Here is a 19,681-nt window from a genome sequence, read left to right as displayed (position 1 = left end):
GTGGCATAACCCGCGCCACTTCAGGGGGCGGCCAGCCTGGACGCCCCTCGCGAGTGTGTCGGTTCAGTTTTCTTCGGTTTCCGGCGCTGCCGTAGCTCAGTGGTAGAGCACTCCCTTGGTAAGGGAGAGGTCGAGAGTTCAATCCTCTCTGGCAGCACCATTCTCCGATCCGAACCGCGCATGTCGCCCGGCGCTGCCGTAGCTCAGTGGTAGAGCACTCCCTTGGTAAGGGAGAGGTCGAGAGTTCAATCCTCTCTGGCAGCACCATCCTTCCTCCTTCTTAAAATCTCTCTCGGAACCAACAGCCGAATGGCTGCGGCCCGCATCGTCGGCTTGACGGCGGGTGCGAAAGGCCGCAAAACGCGGCGGTCGCTTCGGGGAGGATTTCATCATGGCCGGCAACAGCTTTGGCACGCTTTTCCGCTTCACCACCTGGGGCGAGAGCCACGGCCCGGCCATCGGCGTCGTCGTGGACGGCTGCCCGTCGCTGCTCGACCTGAGCGAGGCCGACATCCAGCCCTGGATGGAGAAGCGCCGCCCCGGCCAATCGCGCTACACCACCCAGCGCCAGGAACCCGATCTGGTCAAAATCCAGTCCGGCGTGTTCGAGGGCAAGACCACCGGCACGCCGATTTCGCTGGTGATCGAGAACACCGACCAGCGCTCCAAGGATTACAGCGAGATCGCGGCGAAGTTCCGCCCCGGCCACGCCGACTTCACCTATTGGGAAAAATACGGCATCCGCGATTATCGCGGCGGCGGACGCTCGTCGGCGCGGGAAACCGCCTGCCGGGTGGCGGCGGGCGCGGTGGCGCGCAAGGTGCTGGGGGCCGGAATCACCGTGCGCGGCGCGCTGGTGCAGATCGGCCCGCACAGGGTCGACCGCAGCCGCTGGGATTGGGCTGAGATCGACAACAACCCGTTTTTCTGCCCCGACCCGGTGGCGGCGCTTCACTGGGCCGATTATCTCGACGGAATCCGCAAAAGCGGCTCGTCGGTCGGCGCGGTGGTCGAGGTGGTGGCGTCCGGCGTGCCGGTGGGGCTGGGCGACCCGCTCTATGACAAGCTCGACAGCGATCTGGCCCGCGCCATGATGACCATCAACGCCGTCAAGGCCGTGGAGATCGGCAACGGCTTTGAGGCGGCGGAACTGACCGGCGAGACCAACGCCGACGAAATGCGCGTCGGCCATGACGGCAAGCCGGTTTTCCAATCCAACAACGCGGGCGGCATCCTGGGCGGCATTTCCACCGGGCAGGACGTGGTGGTGCGCTTCGCCGTCAAGCCGACCAGCTCCATTCTGACGCCGCGCCAGACGGTGGACATCCACGGCCAGGAAACCGACATCCTCACCAAGGGCCGTCACGACCCCTGCGTCGGCATCCGCGCGGTTCCGGTCGGCGAGGCGATGATGGCCTGCGTGCTGGCCGACCATCTGCTGCGCCGCCGAGCCGAACGGCGGGATTGAGCTGACAACGCCAAGGGGCGTGATGGAGCGTCTGCGACGCCGCAGGGCAACGAAGTCAGGTTGACGTGGCCGTCTTGCAAGACCGGAAAATGACATGGAACACGGATAAACACGGATGCCGACTGCGTCGGCCCACGGATGAACACGGATCAAGTAAAAATTTTTATCCGTGTTCATCCGTGGATATCCGTGTTCATCCGTGGATATCCGTGTTCATCCGTGTTTAAAATTCATCTCCCAAGTTGGTAACGTTTCGTTAACCTGACTTTGTTGCCTTGTGCGACGCTGCGCGTGATTGCCCGTTTTGGGGGATTCCCGTAGCGTGAGCCTGTTGCGGAGACAATTGCGGGGCTTGGCGGCGATGACGGGTGCGGCGCGACGGCGGATGATGGCGAGCGTCTTGGTTGGCGGCTTGGCGGGCGCCTTGACCTTAGGAACGCATCCGGCGCAGGCACAGACGGCTGAACCCAGCGCCCCGCCGCCGCCCGCCGCCGCTTCGCCCACGCCATCGGACGGGCGTCCGTTCGTCGAGTATGACGAGACGATCAAGGGCTGGAAGCTTTACTGCCAGCTCTGGCCCGCCACCCGCCGGACGGAATGCGAGCTTTCGACGCGCGGCGTGAACGACCGCAACGCCCGTCTGGTCTGGCTGCGCTCCACCGAACGCTGGTTGGACGGCCTGCGTTTCCGGTTTGAGGTTGGCACGCTGGAGATCGACAAGCCGGTGCGGATCTGGACCGACAAGACGGTGTTCCGCCCGGAATTCCCCTGCAAGCCCTTCGCGTTTGAAAGCAACACCTGCGCCGTCACCGACCCGGAGATCAACCGCAAGCTGGTTGAAAAGCTGTTCACCGCGCAGGAGGTGTCGGCGGTTGGCCAGACGGCGGCGGGGGCCAAGGCGGAGGTTCGTTTTGCCCTGGCCGGTTTCAAGGCGGCGGTGGAGCGCACCGACCAGCTTCGCGCCACGCTCGGCGCGCCTTGGATGATGCAGGGGATGACGCAGGGGGTGACTCAGCCGGGGCCGGGCGGCGGGTGATCCGGCAGGGGTGGAAGCGTTCCAGCCTCAACCGACGGTGTGGTTGAGGGAAATCACGCTCCCCCCCGCCAAATCCGATCGGTTCGACGCCCGTCCGGTCAGCCGCCGGTAAGCCGCCCAGGCGGCCAAGCTTTCCGCGCGCAGGGCGAGGGTTCGATGGGCGGTGCGCATGGTGACGCCGCCGATGATGAACACGCCGGGCAGGATCCCCGGCGACAGTTCGCCACGCTGAACCAGCACAAGGGCGACGCCCAGCAACAGCGCCTGATAGACGATGCAGCAGAATTGCAGGCCAACCGCCGCCAGATCGCTGACATCATCGGCGATTCCCCAAAGCGAGGAGTCGGGCAGGGTGGCGGGCGCCGCGTCGTCGTCCTCGCTGGAAATCGCCTCCGCCGCGCCAAGGGCGAGCAGCGCCGACAGGCCGACCAGCGCCATGGCGCCCAGCCCCGGATGCACCAGCGCCAGACTCAGCGCATAGACCGGCAACCAAGGCAGATCGAGCATGGGGCCCGTCATCGGACCGGCCAGAAATTCACGGACCGACGCCAAATCCCGATAGCGGTTTTGCAGGGCGCCGGTCGCTGGATCACGCGTGAGCGGCCGTCCGATGAGTTCGGAATCGCCGAAGCGATCCGTCAGCGCCGCGCCAACCCGCCGACCCACCCGGGCCAGCAAGCGGGCGCGGGTGAAGGTCAGCAGCGTGTGGGCGGCGAACAGCGCCAGCGCGATCAGCGCGACCAGAAAGGCGATGGCCGCTCCGTCACTCGTCATCAGGCGGTCATAAGCCAGAACACCCCCAAGAGGCGACGCCAACGCCACGAGGTTGGCGGCGACGCCGAACAGCGCGGCGGTCGTCAGCGGCTTGCGGAAGGCCTGCCACACGGTGGCGGGTTCGGTCGGATGATGCGGCGCCATGGGCGGTGCTCGTCGTCGAAAGGGGGGCGATGAAGAGACGGCGGCGTGGCGGGAATGAGCGTGGGCGTTTTTCCCACCAGCCGCCGTCATCATGCGTGGGAAAAAATCCCACAGCAAGCGAAATCACCATTCCCTTTCCGGCGCGCCGCGCTATTGTGGGTAAATCTCCCACGGTCGCGCTGGACGCGACGCCAACGCCCGAGCGCTGAATCCTTGTCGACCTCGCCCCCCGATCATCGTTCGCCGCCCGGCGCAGGAGCGGCCCCGCACGCCGCCCCGCCCTCGGCGGTGGTGGCGGCGGTGCGTCGGGTTTTGGCGCCTCTGGTGCGGGTGCTGATCGGCTTCGGCATGCCCTGGCCGATGCTGTCCGGTCTGGTGAAGGCGGTGTATGTCGAGGTGGCGGAGCGCGATTTCGCGTTGCCCGGCAAGGTGATGACCGACAGCCGCGTCACCCTGCTGACCGGGGTTCACCGCAAGGACGTCAGCCAGTTGCGGGCGGGCGCGCCGTCGGTGGAGGCGGTCGCGGCGGCGGCCCCGTCGCGGGGAGCGCAGGCGCTTGGCCTGTGGCTGGGGCATGACGATTACCGGGACGCCGACGGCGGGCCGCGCCCGCTTCCCCGCGCCAGCCGCGCGGCGGGGGAGGCGTCGTTCGAGTCCCTGGTCACGGGAATCAGCAAGGACATCCGCCCCCGCGCCCTGTTGGACGAGCTGCTGCACGCCGGTTTGGTGCGCGAGCGGGCCGACGGGCTGCTTGATCTGGTGGTCGCCGCCCATGTGCCGCGTGGCGACATCGACAAATTGGCGTATTATTACGGGCGCAATCTGGCCGACCATCTGGCGGCGGCTGGACACAATTTGGCGGGGGGCGCGCCGCCCTTTTTGGAGCGGGCGATGTTTCACGATGGGTTGACCGCCGAATCGGTGGCGGCTCTGCGGCGGGAGATGGAGGAGACCGGCATGGCGATGCTGGTTCACCTGAACCGTCTCGCCACCGATCTGGCCGCCCGCGACGAGGGCAAGGCCGAGGCGACCCACCGTTTCACCGCCGGACTCTATTCGTACAGCGCGCCGGACGGGCAGCGGCCAGCCCAGCCGGACGAGTCCGCCTCTGGTGGCGAGGGGGGTGGCTCGTGAGCCGCCGCCGCTCCGCTTTCTTCACGCCCCTGGTTCTGTCGCTGGTCCTGCTGATCGCGGCCTGCGGGGGCGGGGTTTTCGCGCCCGGTCAAGCCGACCGAGGCATCGGCGGCACCGGGATCGGCGTCGCGGATCGAGGCATCGGTGGCACCGGCATCGTCGGCACGGTCACGGCCTTCGGCAGTGTTTGGGTCAACGGCCTGCGCGTCGAGTTGCCGACCAGCGCCCAGTTGCGGATCGAAGGCCAACCGGCGACCGTGGACGACGTCCGCATCGGTCAGGTCATCGCCGTGACGGCGGCGGCGGGCGGGCCGACCGGCTTGACGGCCCGCGTGCTCGACGTGCGTTACGCCGTCGCCGGGCCGGTCGAACGGGTCGCGGGTGAGGCCGCCATCATCCTTGGACAAAAAATCGAGATCGGGTCCGCGTTGGGCCGCGACGCGCTGGCGCCGGGGGCCTGGGTCGCGGTGTCCGGTTTGCGGCGCCCTGACGGGGTGATCGTCGCCGGGCGAATTGATCCTTGGTCGTCGGCGCGCGGTTGGCTGTTGCGTGGTCGTTTGGAAGCGGTGACGCCCGAGATGATCCGGGTGTCCGGCCTTGCCGTGGGCCGGGCGGCGCTGACCGGGGCCGACGTTGACGCGCTGCTGGCGGCGGATGGCGGCACGGTGCGAATCGCGGGCGCGCGTTTGGGGCAGGCGTCGAGCGTGACCGCCGACCCGATCAACCCCTTTGGCGCGGCCGTTGGCGCGCTGTCGGTCGAAACCTTCACCGACGCGACCGGCGCGGTGGCTGACGGGCTGCTGGAGGATTCGACCAGCCTGGGGCCGTTCGCGCCCAGCAGCCGCATCGTCATCGACAGCGTCGTGCGCCGGGGCGGCTCCGGAGGCGGCGACGCCCGCGCCTTTGGCGCTCCGGGGCTTGGCGGACGGGAGGCGCCGGACGGCGACCCGGCGGCCCGCGCCGCTGGTCTGGGCCGAGGCCGCGATTCAGGGCCGCCGGGCGCCGGTGATCCGGGCGTCGGGCTGGGGCCGAGCGGGGCCGTCGGGGTGGGCGGCGCCTATGGAGAGCGGGAGGCGCCGAACGGCGCGCCCCCCGGCGCGGGAAGCCCCCCCGGAGCGGGACCTCCCGGAGCAGGGCCACCCGGAGCAGGGCCACCCGGCGGCGGACCGCCGGGGCGGGGCGGGCCGGGGCGCGGCCCCCCTGGATTCGGCGGTGATCCAAGGGGTGGGCGTTCGCCGGGTGGAACGTCAGTGGGTGGCGCTGGCCTTGAGGGGCGCGGCGTCCGTTGACGTTTCTGGGTCTCGCCGTGCGCGGGGGGCGTTTCTCTGCTATGGCTTGGCCCCTCTCGCCCCATCACAACGCCGTTGCCGATCATGACCGACGCCGCCGCCGCTTTCCTGAACGTTGCGCACTCCCTGTCGGGCAAGCGATGGCAGGCGCGCCCCTGTGAGGAGCGGCAGGCGCTGGCCCTGTCGCAGGCGCGCGGCCTGCCGGAAATCATTGGCCGCGTGCTGGCCGCCCGTGGCGTGACCGAAGAGGCGTGCGACAGCTTCCTCAGCCCCCGTTTGAAAACCCTGCTGCCGGAGCCGTCGCGCTTCCGCGACATGGACGTGGCGGCGGAGCGCATCGCGCGCGCCATCCGCGACGGCGAAAGCGTGACGGTCTTCGGTGATTACGACGTGGACGGCGCGACCTCCGCCGCCGTTCTGCGCCGCTTTTTCCACGCCGTCGGGGCGGAGCTGCGCGTCTATGTCCCGGATCGGGTGAAGGAGGGCTACGGCCCCAACGCCCCCGCCCTGCTGCGGCTGAAGGCCGAGGGGGTGGGGCTGGTGGTGACGGTCGATTGCGGCGTCTCCGCCTTCGCCGCGCTGGAGGCGGCGGCGGACGTTGGGTTGGACGTGGTGGTGCTGGACCATCACGCGGCGGAACCGCGCCTGCCCCCGGCGGTGGCGCTGGTCAACCCCAACCGGCTGGACGAGGATGGCGCCTATCGCACCCTGTGCGCGGCGGGCGTCACCTTCATCACCGTGGTGGCGGTGAACCGGCTGCTGCGGCAGGGCGGACACTATAAGGACCGTCCCGAACCCAATCTGATGGAATGGCTCGATCTGGTCGCGCTGGGCACCGTGTGCGACGTGGTGCCGCTGACCGGCCTGAACCGCGCGCTGGTCGCCCAGGGGCTGAAGGTGATGGCCCGGCGCGGCAATCCGGGGCTGGCGGCGCTGGCCGACGTGGCCGGGGTGAAGGAGACTCCCGACGCCTACCACGCCGGTTTCGTGCTGGGACCGCGCGTCAACGCGGGCGGGCGGGTCGGCGCGTCCGATCTGGGCGCGCGCCTGCTGTCCACCGACGATCCCATCGAAGCCATGGAGCTGGCGCAAAAGCTGGAGCTGCACAACGCCGAACGCCGCGCCGTCGAAGCGGCGGTGCTGGAGGACGCGCTGGAGCGGGTGGCCGCCGAAGCCGGGCGGGAGACCGATCTGGTCTTCGTCGCGGGCGAGGGCTGGCACCCCGGCGTCATCGGCATCGTCGCCGCCCGCCTGAAGGAGCGCTACAGCCGCCCGGCCTGCGTCGTGGCGCTGGAGGAGCAGCCCGACGGCACGGTGATCGGCAAGGCCTCGGGCCGGTCGGTGCGCGGGGTCGATCTGGGCGCGGCGGTGATCGCCGCCCGGCAGGACGGCTTGCTGATCGGCGGCGGCGGCCACCGCATGGCGGCGGGCTTCACCGTGGCGGGCGACAAGCTGGACGCGCTGCGCGCCTTCCTGGCCTCGCGGGTGGCCGAACAGATGGCGGCGATGCCGCTGGTGCCGACGCTGGAGCTGGACGGGGCGCTGTCGGTGGGGGCGGCGACGACCGCCCTGGTCAACACGCTGAACACGCTTGGCCCCTACGGCACCGGCAACGCCGAGCCGCGCTTCGCCATCACCGACGCGCGGGTGGTCCGCGCCGACGTGGTGGGGGCCAATCACGTCCGCTGCATCCTGCAAGGCAATGACGGCGGGCGGCTGAAGGCCATCGCCTTCCGGGCGCTGGACAGCGATCTGGGCCAAGCCCTGCTGACGGGAAAGGGGACGCCCTTCCATCTGGCGGGCATCCTGCGCATCGACCGCTGGAACGGCGCGGAAGGCGTGCAGCTTTTGATCGACGACGCCGCGCCCGCGCGTTCGGCCTGAAAGAAAGCGGGCAGGGGGCGAAAAAAACGCTTGCGCGTTTCGGGCGCGATCATTAGAAAGCGCGTCACCGCGAACGACGTCCCCGTCGTCTAGAGGCCTAGGACACCGCCCTTTCACGGCGGCGACACGGGTTCGAATCCCGTCGGGGACGCCACCCCCTCACAGATTGAGGGTTGTCTGGTGGAAGCAGCGTTTGGGTGAGCAAGCGTGTCCACGCCTGCGAAAACATAGAGGTCCCCGTCGTCTAGAGGCCTAGGACACCGCCCTTTCACGGCGGCGACACGGGTTCGAATCCCGTCGGGGACGCCACCCTCACAGCAGAGGGTTGAAGATTTGCAGCCGTTGCGCTGCCACGACTTTCCAAGCCATTTCGAGAGTTACGCAGCGTAGCGCCGTGCGTGAAATTGGAATCACGTTTGTTCGCCGGACCTTCGCGTGCGGAATCGCCAACACATCAAGCAAGTCTTTTCTCGTCGGGCTGCGGCCCGCCGGTTCGGCGTGAGCGTGCGCTTTGCCCAGCGAATGGTGACGACCTCATCAAGGGCACCGTGCCTTAAATATGAAACAACACCGCGCTCTGAGTTTTGATTTATCGAGCAGATGGTCTCGTTTGTTTTCTCTTCAATGACGCAAAGAAAAAGCACCGTCACGAGTCTCATTGACCGTGACGGTGCTTTTAAAAACTGTGCCCAAGCGGCATGCCGGAGGTTCGTCAGGCAGGCCGCCAGAGCCAAACTCCTAGCGTGGTTTTGGATCCGCTTGGATGGGCAAAATCACTCCCACTCGATTGCTCTAAACCAAGCTAGGCTGTTGATCTATATGCGTTTTTTCTTGTCTGACGAACGGGGAGCCGACTGTTAGGTCGTCAAAAAGTTACGGTGTTGATTTTAAAGGAAAATTCCCTTGAAAATATTTTTGTGGGTTTCGGCATCTATCGATGACGACCAGCCCCCTGAGCGCTGTTCTCAGCAACCCGGTCATCGCCTCGCTGCACCAACACCCAAGGGCACTGCATCGGCCCGTTTTTCCGCGTCCTGCTAACGCTCGTTTATGCCGCACAAGGCGGGCAGCAGGATGGCCGGGGTGACGCTGGCGCCGACCAGCGCGCCATAAAGTGCCTTGCCCAGCAGGACGACGCTCAACGGGGCGTCGTTCCAGCCGCCGCCCCACAGCAGGGCGGCGGCCACCGGCGCCAACAGCGTGAACCAGACAAGGGCCAGAGCAACCGCGCGCGTGACCACTCCGCGCGGGACAAGGTGGCTCCACCCCGTCAGATCGCTCCAACCACACGCGGGCAGCCTGCCGCTGGCCCGCCGTTTGCGCAGGACAACGGGCAGAAGCAGGCCCATGGCCAGCACCGGCAAGACCGTGCTGGGCAGCAAATCAAAGACCAGGCCGCCCAGCCCCCAGACCGGAACCGGGTCAACCCCGGAGAACACCAACCAAGCGATGCCCGCCGTGATCGCGCCGTTGATCGTCGCGCCGACGGCCATTTCCACGCGCAGGAACCGACGCAGGTCGGCGCGCCGCGCCGCCATAGAGGTGAGCATTCCACTGTCCTTTCTGTTCAAACCAATGATGGACGCGACCAGGGACCCTCAGTGGGCGGAGCGGACCTTCACGGCGAAGGAGTCCACCGCCACGCCCAGCCGGGTGGATTCACCGACCAGCCCGTCCGCCGCCGCCAGCACCCGATCCGCGATGGCGCCGGTGTCGCTGGCCCCCTGCATCACCTCGTCGATGATGACGCGGACGTCGTCCGCGCCGTTGGCCGCCCGGCTGGCGCTGTGGGCGATGTCCTGGGTGGCTTGGCTTTGTTCCGTCACCGCCGCGCTGATCGCCCCGGAGATTTCCGACATGCGGGTGATGACGCCGCCGACGCCGTGAATGGCCTCGGCGGCCTTGGCGGCGGCGGCGCGGATGCCGTCGATCTGCCGCTCCACCCCCAGGATCGCGTCGGAGGTCTGGCGCGCCAGCGCCTTCACCTCCTGCGCGACGATGGCGAAACCGCGCCCGGCCTCGCCCGCGCGGGCGGCCTCGATGGTGGCGTTGAGCGCCAGCAGGTTGGTGCGTCCGGCGATGGCGTCGATCAGGCGGACCACCTCGCCAACCCGTTCCGCCGCCGTCAACAGCTCGTCCATCGCCGCCTCGCAGCGGCGCGCCCCGGCCACGGCGTGTTCGGCGATCCGTTCGGAGGCCACCACCCGTTCGCCGATGTCGCGGATGCTGGCCGAAAGCTGTTCGGCCACCTCGGCCACCACATCCACGCTTTTGGCCGCCTGCCCGGCGCTGCCGGCGGCGGAGGTCGAGCAGCGGTTGGCGTTGCCCGCCACCGCCGCCAGCTCGTCCGCCGTCTGACGCATCCGCGAGGCCGCCGCGCCGACGGACTGGACCACCTCGGCCACCTCGGCCTTCAGGCTGTCGGCCAGCCGCTCCAGCGTCCGGCGCTTGTCGGTTTCGGCCTGGGCCTGCAAACGCTCCTGTTCGTCGCGCAACCGTTCGGCGTCCCGCATCGCCCGTTGGAACACCATCACGGCGCGGGCGGTCGCGCCGATCTCGTCCCGGCGTTCCACCCCATGGATGGGGATGCCCAGTTCGCCATCGGCCAACCGCGTCATCGCCCGCACCGTGCGTTCCAACGGCCGCGACACCGAATGCAGCGCCAGCAGCAGGGCCACCCCCAGCGTCAGCAGCGCCCCGGCGGCGCCGCTGGCGACGGTCACGCGCACCGTGTCGTCGTAGCGGGCCTGGGCGGCCTGATCGGCGGCGTCGATGGCCTTGTGCACGTCCGCGCTCAAGCCTTCGAACTGGGAGATGGCGACGGTGAGGTCGAGACGCCCGCTGCTGAGAATGTCGGCGGCGGCGCTGCGGTTGCCCGCCGCCACCTCCCGCCGCACCTCCTCCACGATCGCCATCAGGTTGGTGAATTGGCTGACGCCGGACTCGATGTCCTGGTCGCGCTGGGGCAGGATGCGTTTGAGGCTGTCGGCGCTGCTGGCGAAGGTCGCCTTCAGCGCGTCCAAATCGCGTGCGAGGAAATCGAGATTCTCGGGATCCTCTTCGACGACCATCTCGCGCACCAGCCCGCTGATCGAGCGGACGGCCCCGGAGGCGACATACGCCGCCTTGCCGCGTTCCGACAGATCGACCACCCGCTGGTAATCGTCCTTGATGAGGCCGGTTTGCGCGATGCCGTACCACGACATCGCCAGCGACACCCCCATCATCACCACCAGCGGAACCACGATCTTCACCACGATCGGCAGATGGTTCCACGGGGCGACCAGACGGCGGGCGGCCACCGCCGCCGCACCGGCCAACCGCCGACCACCGGAGAGCAGCGCGCGCATGATGCGGTCCTCCCTGTTCCAAGCCTGTGGGGTCATGCGGCCAGGGCGCGGCGGATCAACGCGCCGACATCCCCGTCATGGCGAAAGCCGACCGCCGCCGCCGCCGTCGCGTCGAGGGGCGGGAAGGCCCCGAACCCGGCCTCCAGCGCCGGATCGGGCGCGTGGGTGACGAGGCGGCGGCGGTCCTCGCCGAACCGCGCGGCCAACCCGTCCACCAGATCGGCGATGGTCAGGCGCAGCACCGGCAGGGTGAAGACGCGCCGCTCCGCCAGCGTGGCGGGCGGCAGCCCGGCGGCGTGCAGAAGATTGTCCACGCACGTCCCGACCGACATCCACCAGGCGACCGCCTGCGCCGACACCGGGCAGACGAAGGGCCGCCCCGCCGCCAGCGCCCAGAAAATCTCGCTCATGAAGGCCGACAACAGGCCGTTCGGGGCCGGGGGGCGGGCGACGATGCCGGGCAGGCGCAGGGCGCAGCCATCGACCCAACCGCGCCGCCCGTAATCGCTCAACAGGATTTCGGCGGCCAGCTTCTGCGCGCCGTAGCTCAGCGTCGGGCGCGTCGGCGTGGCGTCGTCCACCCGGTCGGGCAGGGGGGAGCCATAGACGGCGATGGTGCTGGTGAAGACCAGCCGCGTCGCTGGTTGACCAGGGTTTTCGACGGCGCGCTGGCGCAGCAGCTCCAACAGCGTCAGCGTCGCCCGCAGATTGACGTCCAACCCCAGCGCGTGCTGGCGTTCCGCCGCCCCGCCGGGAAGGCTGGCCAGATGAAACACGCCGTCGCAGCCCGGCTCCAGCGCGGCGGCGAGAACGCCGTCCTCGGCGATGGATCCGGCCACCCGGCGCACGCGCGGGTCGTCCGGCGCGTCATCGAGCGTCAGATCCACCAGGGTCAGGCGTTCGCACGCGCCATCGGCGAGCAGTCGACGGGTCAGCGCTTGGCCGACGAAGCCGTTCGCGCCGGTGACAAGGATGTGTTTCATGCGGTCCACCCCCGCCGCCCGCGCGCAGGCCATGGTCCGGCCCACCGCGCGGCGCGGCGTGTTCAGGTCAAAGGGCAAAAAAGGAAAAGATCAGAGATCGAGCACGAGACGCCCGCTCAACGCCCGCGAACAGCAGGGGGTGAAGCGGTCGTTCGCCGCCCGTTCGGCGTCGGTCAGGAACAGGTCGCGGTGGTCGGGGATGCCCGAGCGGATCGGGGTCACGCAAGTGCCGCACACCCCCTGTTCGCACGACACCGGCACCTCGACGCCATGGGCCGCCAGCGCGTCGATCACCCGTTGTTCGGGACCAACCCGGCAGACAAGGCCGCTGCTGGCGATTTCCACCTCGAACGAGCCATCCTGCGCGGGGGCGGCCTGCGGCGGGGCGGCGAAATACTCGCGGTGCAGCCGGTCCGCCGCCCAGCCCTGGGCGGTGGCCGTGTCCAGGATGTGGGCGATGAAGGGGGCCGGGCCGCAGACATACAGGTGGGCGTCCGCCGCCGGATCGGCCAGGATCCGCCGGGCGTCCAGCCGTTCCTCCGGCGGCGCGTCGTCGCACCACAGCCACGCCCGTCCGGCGAAGGGCGGCGCGGTCAACCGTTCGCGGAACGCCATGCGGTTTTGGCTGCGCGCGGCGTAATGCAGGGCGAAGGGCCGTCCCAAGGTCAGCAGCCGTTCGGCCATGCACAGGATCGGGGTGATGCCGATGCCGCCCGCGAACAGCAGCGTCCGGCCCGCCGTCTCGTCCAGCGGAAACAGGTTGCGCGGCGCGCCAACCGCCAGCCGGTCGCCCTCCTGCACCCGTTCGTGCAGGGCGGCGGAGCCGCCGCGCGAGGCGGCTTCGCGCAGAACGGCGATGACGTAGCGGCGCCGCTCCTCCGGGGTGTTGCACAGCGAGTAATGACGGACGATTCCATCGGCCACGCGCACCTCCACATGCGCGCCCGCCGTGAAGGGAGGCAGGGGATCCCCGGCGGGGCGCCGCAGCTCGAACAGGCGGACTCCCTCGGCGATCATCCGTGTGCGGGTGACGGTAAGCTCCATCATGCTCCGGCGGCCTCCGGCACGGCCTTGGCGATGGCGTCTTGGGCCGTCTGTTCGGCGGCGATCAGGCGTTCCAGAACACGGCGCGCGCGGACCCCCGCCGCGTCGCCCGCCAGCAGGATCGGCTTCAGCGACCAGAAATCGGCGTCGCCGATGGCGTTTTGCTGGGCTTCCAGCATTGGCAGATCCTCGGTGCGGAAGGGCACGCTCAGGCCCTCGATCTGCTCCTCGGCCAATTGCGCGCCAAAGGGACCCATCGCCTTGGGGAAGGAGATGCTGAACCAGTAATGGGTCGTGCGGGCGGTTTCCGGGGTGAACAGGTGGCAGGTCGGGGTGTCGCGCCCCTCGCCGCGTGGGCGGCCGCCCGGCACCGCCCCGGCGAGAAGGAGCATGTTGGCCGGGGCGTTCCACCGCACATCAATCCAGCGGTCCACCGGGATGCCGGACTCGATGCCCATCGCCTGATAGAGAAAGGCGGGCATGATTTCACCGTGGGTCATGCGCAGCGACCACACCGTGTTCCCGTCCTCCTTCACCTCGGTGGTGGCCTGCGCCACCGCGTTGGACCCCAGCGTGCTGGCGTGCAGGAACTGGATGTGAGACAGATCCATGATGTTGTCGGTTTCCAACAGGTAGTTGGCCTTCACCCGCAGATACCGCTTGCCGACATGCTGGCTGTCCGGGTCCAGGCAGGCGAAATCGGGGATCGCCGCCGGGTCGGCCTTGGCCGGATCGCCCATCCAAATCCAGATCAGGCTGTGCCGTTCCACCACCGGAAAGGCCGCGACCTTGGCCGCCTTGGGGATCGTTCCGTTGCCGTGGGGGTTGCGGGTGCAGGCCCCGGCGCCGTTGAACTCAAGCCCGTGATAGGCGCAGCGCAGGGTGTCGCCATCCAGCGTGCCCAGCGACAGCGGCGCGAAGCGGTGCGGGCAGCGGTCGAACAGCGCCTGTGCGGTTCCGGTGGCGTCGCGGAACAGAACGACCGGACGATCCAACAGGGTGCGCGCCAGCGGGCGTTCGTTTGTCACCTCGTGATTCCAGGCGGCGACGTACCAGCAATTCATCAGATAGGCCATGGAACGGCTTCCTTCTGTGGTGGCGTGTTTTTTGGCTTCTGATCCGCTTACGGCGTCGACAGGGCGGAGGCGGCGGGCGGCGACGAGGGAGGCGACGATGGCGCGTGACCCTCGGCGTGGCGCACTGGCTTGCCGCCGGGCAGCAGCAGATAGGCCAGGGCGGGCAGCAGGACGAGCGCGCCGACCATGTTCCACAGGAACATGAAGGCCAGCAGGATCCCCATGTCGGCCTGGAACTTGATGTCGGAAAAGGCCCAGGTGGCGACGGCGGCGGCCAGGGTGACGCCGGTCAGGATCACCACCTTGCCGGTGAAGATCAGCGCCCGGTAATAGGCTTCGGACAGCCCCATCCCGGCCCGCATCATCGCCAGCGTCACCGACAGGATGTACAGCGCGTAATCGACGCCGATGCCCACGCCCAACGCGATGACCGGCAGCGTGGCGACCTTCACCCCCATGCCCAGCCACACCATCAGCGCTTCGGCCAGGACGGAGGTCAGCATCAGCGGCAGCACCGCCACCAGCACCGCCCGCCAGGAGCGGAAGGTGACGAAGCTCAGCAGCATCACCGCGCCATAGACGAGGTACAGCATCTGCCGCCACGCCTGCTTGACCACGATGTTGGTGGCGGCCTCGATCCCGGCGCTGCCCGCCGCCAGACGGAAACGGATGTCCGCCGTGTCGTTGTCGGCGGCGAAGCGTTCGACGCGGGCGACGACGCGGTCCAGCGTGTCAGCCTTGTGATCCTTGAGATAGACGAACAGGGTCAGCAGCGTGCAAGCTTCGTTGTACAGGCCGCGCGGCGCGCCCGCCGTCACGAAATTCAGCATCGCCTGGTTCTTGATCAACTCCACCCATTTTGGGTTGGCTTCGTTCAGGCCCGACAGCACGTCGCGGTTCAACTGCGCCAGGGAGTTGGTGGTCTCCACCCCCTCCAGTTGCCGCAACTCCCATTCCAGGGCGTCCAGGCGGCGCAGCGCCTCGTAACGGGCGCAGCTTCCCTCTCCCTTGGTTTCCACCATCACCGCGAACACGTCGCTGCTGGCCCCGTAATGGGCGTTGATGTAGGCGACGTCGCGGTTGTAGCGGGAGTCCGGGCGCAGTTCCGGCGCGCCGGGGTCGAGATCGCCGATCTTCAACCCTTCAGCCCCCCACAGCCCGACGACGGCCAGCGCCGCCCCGCCCAGCACCGCCGCCACGGCGCCATCGCGCCGGGTGAAACGGTCGAGGAAGGCCCAGACCGGATGCTTGACGCCGGTGGTCTGGCGGGCGTTGTCGGTCTTCAGGCTGCGCGCCGCCGCCGCCGCGCTGACCCCGGTGTAGGACAGCAGGATCGGCAGCAGGATGAGGTTGGTGAAGATCAGCACCGCCACACCCAGGCTGGCGGCGATGGCCAGCTCGCGGATCACCTGGATGTCGATCACCAGCAGCACGGCGAAGCCGACCGCGTCGGCCAGCAGCGCGGTCAGACCGGCCAGGAACAGGCGGCGGAAGGTCAGGCGGGCGGCGATGTATTTGTGCGCGCCCCGCCCGATGTCCTGCATGATGCCGTTCATCTTCTGCGCGCCGTGGCTCATGCCGATGGCGAAGACCAGGAACGGAACCAGGATCGAATAGGGATCCAGCGCCATGCCCAGCGTCGGCAGCAGGCCAAGCTGCCACACCACCGCCGTCATCGAGCTGACCACCACCAGCGCGGTGGAGCGGACGCAGCGGGTGAACCACAGCACGCAGACCGTGGTGATGACGATGGCGACGGCCAGGAACAGCAGCACCTCGCGCAGGCCGTCGATCAGGTCGCCGACGATCTTGGCGAAGCCGGTGACGTGCAGCGTCAGCCCCGGCCGTTCGAAGCGCTGGCGGATCTCCTCCAGCTTTTGGGAAAAGGCGGCGTAGTCAAAGGGCGCGCCGTCGGGCAGCGCGCTCAACAACGGCACATAAAGGGCGCTCGACGTGCCGTCCAACGCCACGATCTGGCCGATCTCGCCCGACCGCGCCACATTGACCCGCAACTGCCCCAGGCTGGCGGGAGAACCGTCATAGCCGTCGGGGATGACCGGCCCGCCGTCCATGCCGTCTTCCGTCACCCCGATCCAGCGGGTGTTGGGCGTCCACAGCGATTTCATGGAGCTGCGGTCCACGCCGGGGGTCAGGAACACGGCGTCGTTGATCTGGCGCAGCGTGTCGAGATAGGCCGCCTCGTAGATCGACCGCCCGCCGTTGGACACGACGATGCGCACGGCGTTGCCCAACCCGCGCAAATCCTGCTGGTGCTCCATGTAGGCGGCGATGAAGGGGTGCTGCCGGGGGATCGTCTTTTCAAAGCTGGCGTTCAAGCGCAAGGCGGACGCCTGCCACCCCAGAATCAGCGTCATCACCACGCACAGGCACACGACGATCAGGCGGTTGTTGAACAGGACCCGTTCGACGCGAGACCCGGATTGCGGATCGAAGGCCGCAAGGTCCGGTGTCTCGGCTGGGTCGACGGTGGGGGAAACGGCCATGATGGTTCCAGACTGTCGGAGGATTCAGGGGGTGGCGGGCGCGCCGGTCAGCGGTCGGTCTCAGCGGCCAGACTCAGCGGTTAGGCTGGGGCACGCGCCACAGACCGCGCAGGGTGGCGACGACCAGCCCGCCGTCGCCGCTGTCCAGCAGACCCGTCGGCGTCGGCAGCGGCGGCGTGGGCAGGGGAGCGATGGATCCGCCGTCCGGGCGCGCCGTCAGAATCTGCCCGGCCTGGTTGGCCAGCAGCAGGCGACCGGACGCGCCGCTCGCCGCCGTCACCGACACCGGGGCGGGCAGGTCGATCGGTTGCCAGCTTTCCCCCCGGTCGGTGGAGCGGAAGGCGTTGCCGCGCAGCCCGCCCAGCACGAGGGCGCCGGACACGTCCACCACCGCCGTGAACCAACTGCCGCGATAGGGGGTGGACAGGCGGTTGAAGCCGCGCCCACCATCGTCCGACCGAAGCAACAACCCCTGTTCCCCGGCGATGTAGAGCGCGTCGGCCCCGGCGCGGATGGCGTAAAGGTGCAGCCCGTCCGGGTTGGGCAGGTCGAGCGTCAGGGACGACCAGCTTTTGCCGCCGTCGTCGGTGCGCAGCGCCAAGCCGAACGCCCCGACGATGAAGCCGGTCTCCGCCGTCGGGAAGAAGAGGTCGAGGAAGGGCTTGTCCGGCCCCTCCTCGACCAGTTGTCCGATGCGGTGGGAGGAACCGTCTTTCGGAAGGCTGTCGGCGACGATGCGGGCCGCCGCAACGCCGTCGAGCTGTTTGACCCAGCTTTCCCCGCCGTCGCGGCTGTGCAGCACGACGCCGTAATGCCCAACCGCCCAGCCCAGTGTCGGGGTGGGGAAGGCCACGGCGGTCAGGGCGACGCTGACGGGAACCTTGGCCTGACGCCAACTCGCGCCCTTGTCGTCGGACAGGGCGATCACGCCCCGTTCGCCCACCGCGACCAGACGCCCGCCCGCAGCGGCGACGGCCTGGAAGGCGGCGCGTTCGGGTTGGCGGACCAGCGTGGCGGGGCGGTCCAGCGGTTCGGCCACCGGCGCGGCGCGCGCCGCGTCCGCGAAGGCGAAACCACCCAGGGCGAGCGCGCCCGCCAAGGCGATCCTCGCCGCTCCATTGCACCGTCGCATCATTTCACCATGGTTTGAGGCATCGGACGTCACGTCGCGGGGGGCGTCAGGCGGGATCGGTGGACGGGGTGGCCGCCGGGACGATGGCGTGGTCGATGGCCCCGAACAGCGAGTGGCCCGCCGCGTCCAACACCTCGAACCGCAGCCGGTCGCCGAAGCGCAGCGGCGGGGTGGTCGCCGCGCCCGTGGCGATGACCTCCAGCGCCCGCCGTTCGGCCAGACAGGCGGACCCCACCGTCGCGGCGTCGCGGTTGGACACGGTTCCCGACCCCAGGATCGCGCCACTGCGCAGATCGCGGTTGTGGGCGAGGTGGGCCAGAAGCTCGCCAAAACTCCAATCCATCTCGCGACCGTTGGGGTTGCCGAACCAGTCGCCGTTGCGGTGGATGCGCAGATCCAGCGCGAGGCGGCCATCGACCCAGGCGTCGCCCAACTCGTCCGGCGTCACCGCCACCGGCGCGAAGACTGTGGCCGGTTTGGCCTTGATGAAGCCGAAGCCAAGCTGCAATTCGGCGAACAGGTGGCGGCGCATGCTCATGTCGTTGAACAGCGTGACGAGCCGGATGGCCCGCTCCGCCGCCGCTGGGGAACTGCCCATCGGCAGATCGCCGACGATGACGGCGAACTCCCCTTCGAAATCGCCCTGCTCCTCCTCGTTCAGCATCGGGTAATCGTCGCAGGGGCCGCGAAAATCGTCGCTCTGGCGCTGGATCAGGATCGGAACGCCCTCCTGCTTCTTGACCGTCAGGTTGTAGGCCCGCTCCATGATGGCGCCGTGGTTGAGGAAGGCCGACGCGTCCACGAACTGGCCGGAGCGCGGCAAGGGGGCCATCGCCTGCGCCGGATCGAAGGGAAAGGCGCCAGGGGCGGTTCCCTCCTCCAGCCGGTGGGCTAGGGCGCGCAGATCCTGTTCGCAGCGCTCCCAATGGTCGAGCGCGGCGCGCAGGGTCGGCGCGATGACCGCCGCGTCCACGGCGCGGCTGAGATCGCGCGACACGACGACCAGACGGCCATCGGGCGCGCCGTTTTTCAGCGTGGCGAGCTTCATGGGATCAGACCTCTTCGAAAATCGCGACGGCGCGGGTCCAACCGGCGGACGCGCCGCGAATCTTGTGGGGGAAGCAACTGACCAGGAAGCCGTCGCCCGGCAGCGCTTCGAGGTTGTGCAGCTTTTCCAGGTGGCAATAGCCGATGTCGCGCCCGGCCTTGTGCCCTTCCCAGATCAGCGCGGTGTCGCCGGTCTCCGCGATCTTCTTCGCGGTGTAGGAGAAGGGGGCGTCCCAGCTCCAGGCGTCGGTTCCGGTCAGGCGAACGCCGCGCTCCAGCAGGAACATCGTCGCCTCGTACCCCATGCCGCAGCCAGCCCCCACATAATCGTTGTTCCCGTAGCGGGATCCGGCGCGGGTGTTGACCAGCACGATGTCGAGCGGTTGCAGCGTGTGGCCGATCCGGTCCAACTCCTGCTCCACATCGGCGGCGGTGGCGACGTAGCCGTCGGGGAAATGCCGGAAATCCAGCTTCACGCCGGGTTGGAAACACCAATCCAGCGGCACCTCGTCGATGGTGATCGACTTTTTCCGCTCGCCCAGCTTGGCGTCCATGGTCGAATGGAAATGCCAGGGCGCGTCCAGATGGGTGCCGTTGTGGGTGGTCAGCGTCACCCATTCCGCCGCCGCCGCCTCGCCGTCGGGGAAATCCTCCGCCTTCACGCCGGGCAGCATCTGGAGAAACTCCGGCACCGTGTCGGCGTGTTGTTGATAGGTGATTTTCGGGGCCAGCGGCGGCGGATCCGACAGCACGTCGTTTTCCAGATAGATCGACAGATCGACCAGCCGACGTTTCGCGGTGAGCAGCATGAACGGG

15 protein-coding genes and 4 tRNA genes are annotated in these 19,681 nt (G+C 68.7%); 9 read left to right on the top strand and 10 right to left on the bottom strand.

The annotated features are described in order from the left end of the window. The first annotated feature begins 85 nt into the window (after positions 1 to 85). The 4 genes from D3877_RS06325 (at position 86) to D3877_RS06310 (ending at position 2,504) form a co-directional block, all read left to right on the top strand. Positions 86 to 160 (top strand) — tRNA-Thr (locus D3877_RS06325). A gap of 32 nt (positions 161 to 192) precedes the next feature. Then, positions 193 to 267: transfer RNA gene (locus D3877_RS06320), tRNA-Thr, on the top strand. A 124-nt stretch (positions 268 to 391) separates the two neighbouring features. Then, complete coding sequence (gene aroC, locus D3877_RS06315; RefSeq protein ID WP_119830821.1) at positions 392 to 1,468, top strand: chorismate synthase; 1,077 nt, start codon at positions 392 to 394, stop codon at positions 1,466 to 1,468. A 322-nt stretch (positions 1,469 to 1,790) separates the two neighbouring features. After that, a complete protein-coding gene (locus D3877_RS06310) occupies positions 1,791 to 2,504 on the top strand; it encodes an invasion associated locus B family protein (protein ID WP_199720708.1) in 714 nt (237 codons plus the stop codon). 27 nt (positions 2,505 to 2,531) lie between these two features. Here the strand turns inward: D3877_RS06310 and D3877_RS06305 are convergent, their stop codons facing one another. Further along, on the bottom strand, positions 2,532 to 3,422 hold the full coding sequence (locus D3877_RS06305) for a 6TM ABC transporter family protein (protein ID WP_119829840.1): 891 nt from the start codon (positions 3,420 to 3,422) through the stop codon (positions 2,532 to 2,534). A 213-nt stretch (positions 3,423 to 3,635) separates the two neighbouring features. Between D3877_RS06305 and D3877_RS06300 the strand changes: the two genes are divergently transcribed. From D3877_RS06300 to D3877_RS06275, 5 genes are all read left to right on the top strand, one after another. Further along, positions 3,636 to 4,556, top strand: a complete 921-nt coding sequence (locus tag D3877_RS06300) for a DUF6502 family protein (RefSeq protein ID WP_199720707.1) — start codon at positions 3,636 to 3,638, stop codon at positions 4,554 to 4,556. After that, positions 4,553 to 5,845 carry a DUF5666 domain-containing protein gene (locus D3877_RS29750; protein WP_158599792.1) on the top strand — a complete coding sequence of 431 codons (1,293 nt, stop codon included), beginning with the start codon at positions 4,553 to 4,555 and terminating at the stop codon, positions 5,843 to 5,845. The genes D3877_RS06300 and D3877_RS29750 overlap by 4 nt, the downstream gene beginning before the upstream one ends. A gap of 84 nt (positions 5,846 to 5,929) precedes the next feature. Further along, a complete protein-coding gene (gene recJ / locus D3877_RS06285) occupies positions 5,930 to 7,729 on the top strand; it encodes a single-stranded-DNA-specific exonuclease RecJ (protein ID WP_119829838.1) in 1,800 nt (599 codons plus the stop codon). Between the two features lie 78 nt (positions 7,730 to 7,807). Further along, positions 7,808 to 7,883: transfer RNA gene (locus tag D3877_RS06280), tRNA-Glu, on the top strand. Between the two features lie 79 nt (positions 7,884 to 7,962). Beyond that, positions 7,963 to 8,038, top strand: a tRNA-Glu gene (locus tag D3877_RS06275). A 728-nt stretch (positions 8,039 to 8,766) separates the two neighbouring features. On the opposite strand, the gene D3877_RS06270 is transcribed toward D3877_RS06275, so the two are convergent. From D3877_RS06270 to D3877_RS06230, 9 genes are all read right to left on the bottom strand, one after another. Beyond that, the gene (locus D3877_RS06270; RefSeq protein WP_147395092.1) at positions 8,767 to 9,279 is read right to left on the bottom strand and encodes a hypothetical protein; all 513 of its coding nucleotides are present in this window, start codon (positions 9,277 to 9,279) and stop codon (positions 8,767 to 8,769) included. A gap of 48 nt (positions 9,280 to 9,327) precedes the next feature. Continuing rightward, positions 9,328 to 11,079, bottom strand: coding sequence for a methyl-accepting chemotaxis protein (locus D3877_RS06265; RefSeq protein WP_119829836.1), 1,752 nt, complete (start codon positions 11,077 to 11,079; stop codon positions 9,328 to 9,330). A 32-nt stretch (positions 11,080 to 11,111) separates the two neighbouring features. Continuing rightward, positions 11,112 to 12,062: an NAD-dependent epimerase/dehydratase family protein gene (locus tag D3877_RS06260; protein WP_119830820.1), complete on the bottom strand. Its 951-nt coding sequence runs from the start codon at positions 12,060 to 12,062 to the stop codon at positions 11,112 to 11,114. Positions 12,063 to 12,152: 90 nt separating this feature from the next. After that, positions 12,153 to 13,109, bottom strand: a complete 957-nt coding sequence (locus tag D3877_RS06255; RefSeq protein WP_119829835.1) for a PDR/VanB family oxidoreductase — start codon at positions 13,107 to 13,109, stop codon at positions 12,153 to 12,155. Then, a complete protein-coding gene (locus D3877_RS06250; protein ID WP_119829834.1) occupies positions 13,106 to 14,182 on the bottom strand; it encodes an aromatic ring-hydroxylating dioxygenase subunit alpha in 1,077 nt (358 codons plus the stop codon). Before D3877_RS06250 ends, D3877_RS06255 begins: the two co-directional genes overlap by 4 nt. Before the next feature lie 47 nt (positions 14,183 to 14,229). Next, entirely contained in the window at positions 14,230 to 16,686 is a 2,457-nt protein-coding gene (locus D3877_RS06245; protein ID WP_119829833.1) for an efflux RND transporter permease subunit, read from the bottom strand. Positions 16,687 to 16,759: 73 nt separating this feature from the next. Beyond that, positions 16,760 to 17,785, bottom strand: a complete 1,026-nt coding sequence (locus D3877_RS06240) for a WD40/YVTN/BNR-like repeat-containing protein (protein WP_238474753.1) — start codon at positions 17,783 to 17,785, stop codon at positions 16,760 to 16,762. A 79-nt stretch (positions 17,786 to 17,864) separates the two neighbouring features. Beyond that, positions 17,865 to 18,866, bottom strand: a complete 1,002-nt coding sequence (locus D3877_RS06235; RefSeq protein ID WP_119829831.1) for a fumarylacetoacetate hydrolase family protein — start codon at positions 18,864 to 18,866, stop codon at positions 17,865 to 17,867. A 4-nt stretch (positions 18,867 to 18,870) separates the two neighbouring features. Next, a complete protein-coding gene (locus D3877_RS06230; protein WP_119829830.1) occupies positions 18,871 to 19,674 on the bottom strand; it encodes a cyclase family protein in 804 nt (267 codons plus the stop codon). Between the last annotated feature and the right edge of the window lie 7 nt (positions 19,675 to 19,681).

The sequence above is a fragment of the Azospirillum cavernae genome, from assembly GCF_003590795.1.
In the GTDB taxonomy this organism is placed as follows: Bacteria; Pseudomonadota; Alphaproteobacteria; order Azospirillales; family Azospirillaceae; genus Azospirillum; species Azospirillum cavernae.
This window is presented reverse-complemented; position numbering and strand designations above follow the sequence as displayed.

Coding starts and splice junctions, on each gene's coding strand:
- aroC (WP_119830821.1), top strand. CDS start 392: ATGGCCGGCAACAGCTTTGGCACGCTTTTCCGCTTCACCACCTGGGGC.
- D3877_RS06305 (WP_119829840.1), bottom strand. CDS start 3,422: ATGGCGCCGCATCATCCGACCGAACCCGCCACCGTGTGGCAGGCCTTC.
- recJ (WP_119829838.1), top strand. CDS start 5,930: ATGACCGACGCCGCCGCCGCTTTCCTGAACGTTGCGCACTCCCTGTCG.
- D3877_RS06270 (WP_147395092.1), bottom strand. CDS start 9,279: ATGCTCACCTCTATGGCGGCGCGGCGCGCCGACCTGCGTCGGTTCCTG.
- D3877_RS06265 (WP_119829836.1), bottom strand. CDS start 11,079: ATGCGCGCGCTGCTCTCCGGTGGTCGGCGGTTGGCCGGTGCGGCGGCG.
- D3877_RS06260 (WP_119830820.1), bottom strand. CDS start 12,062: ATGAAACACATCCTTGTCACCGGCGCGAACGGCTTCGTCGGCCAAGCG.
- D3877_RS06255 (WP_119829835.1), bottom strand. CDS start 13,109: ATGATGGAGCTTACCGTCACCCGCACACGGATGATCGCCGAGGGAGTC.
- D3877_RS06250 (WP_119829834.1), bottom strand. CDS start 14,182: ATGGCCTATCTGATGAATTGCTGGTACGTCGCCGCCTGGAATCACGAG.
- D3877_RS06245 (WP_119829833.1), bottom strand. CDS start 16,686: ATGGCCGTTTCCCCCACCGTCGACCCAGCCGAGACACCGGACCTTGCG.
- D3877_RS06235 (WP_119829831.1), bottom strand. CDS start 18,866: ATGAAGCTCGCCACGCTGAAAAACGGCGCGCCCGATGGCCGTCTGGTC.
- D3877_RS06230 (WP_119829830.1), bottom strand. CDS start 19,674: ATGCTGCTCACCGCGAAACGTCGGCTGGTCGATCTGTCGATCTATCTG.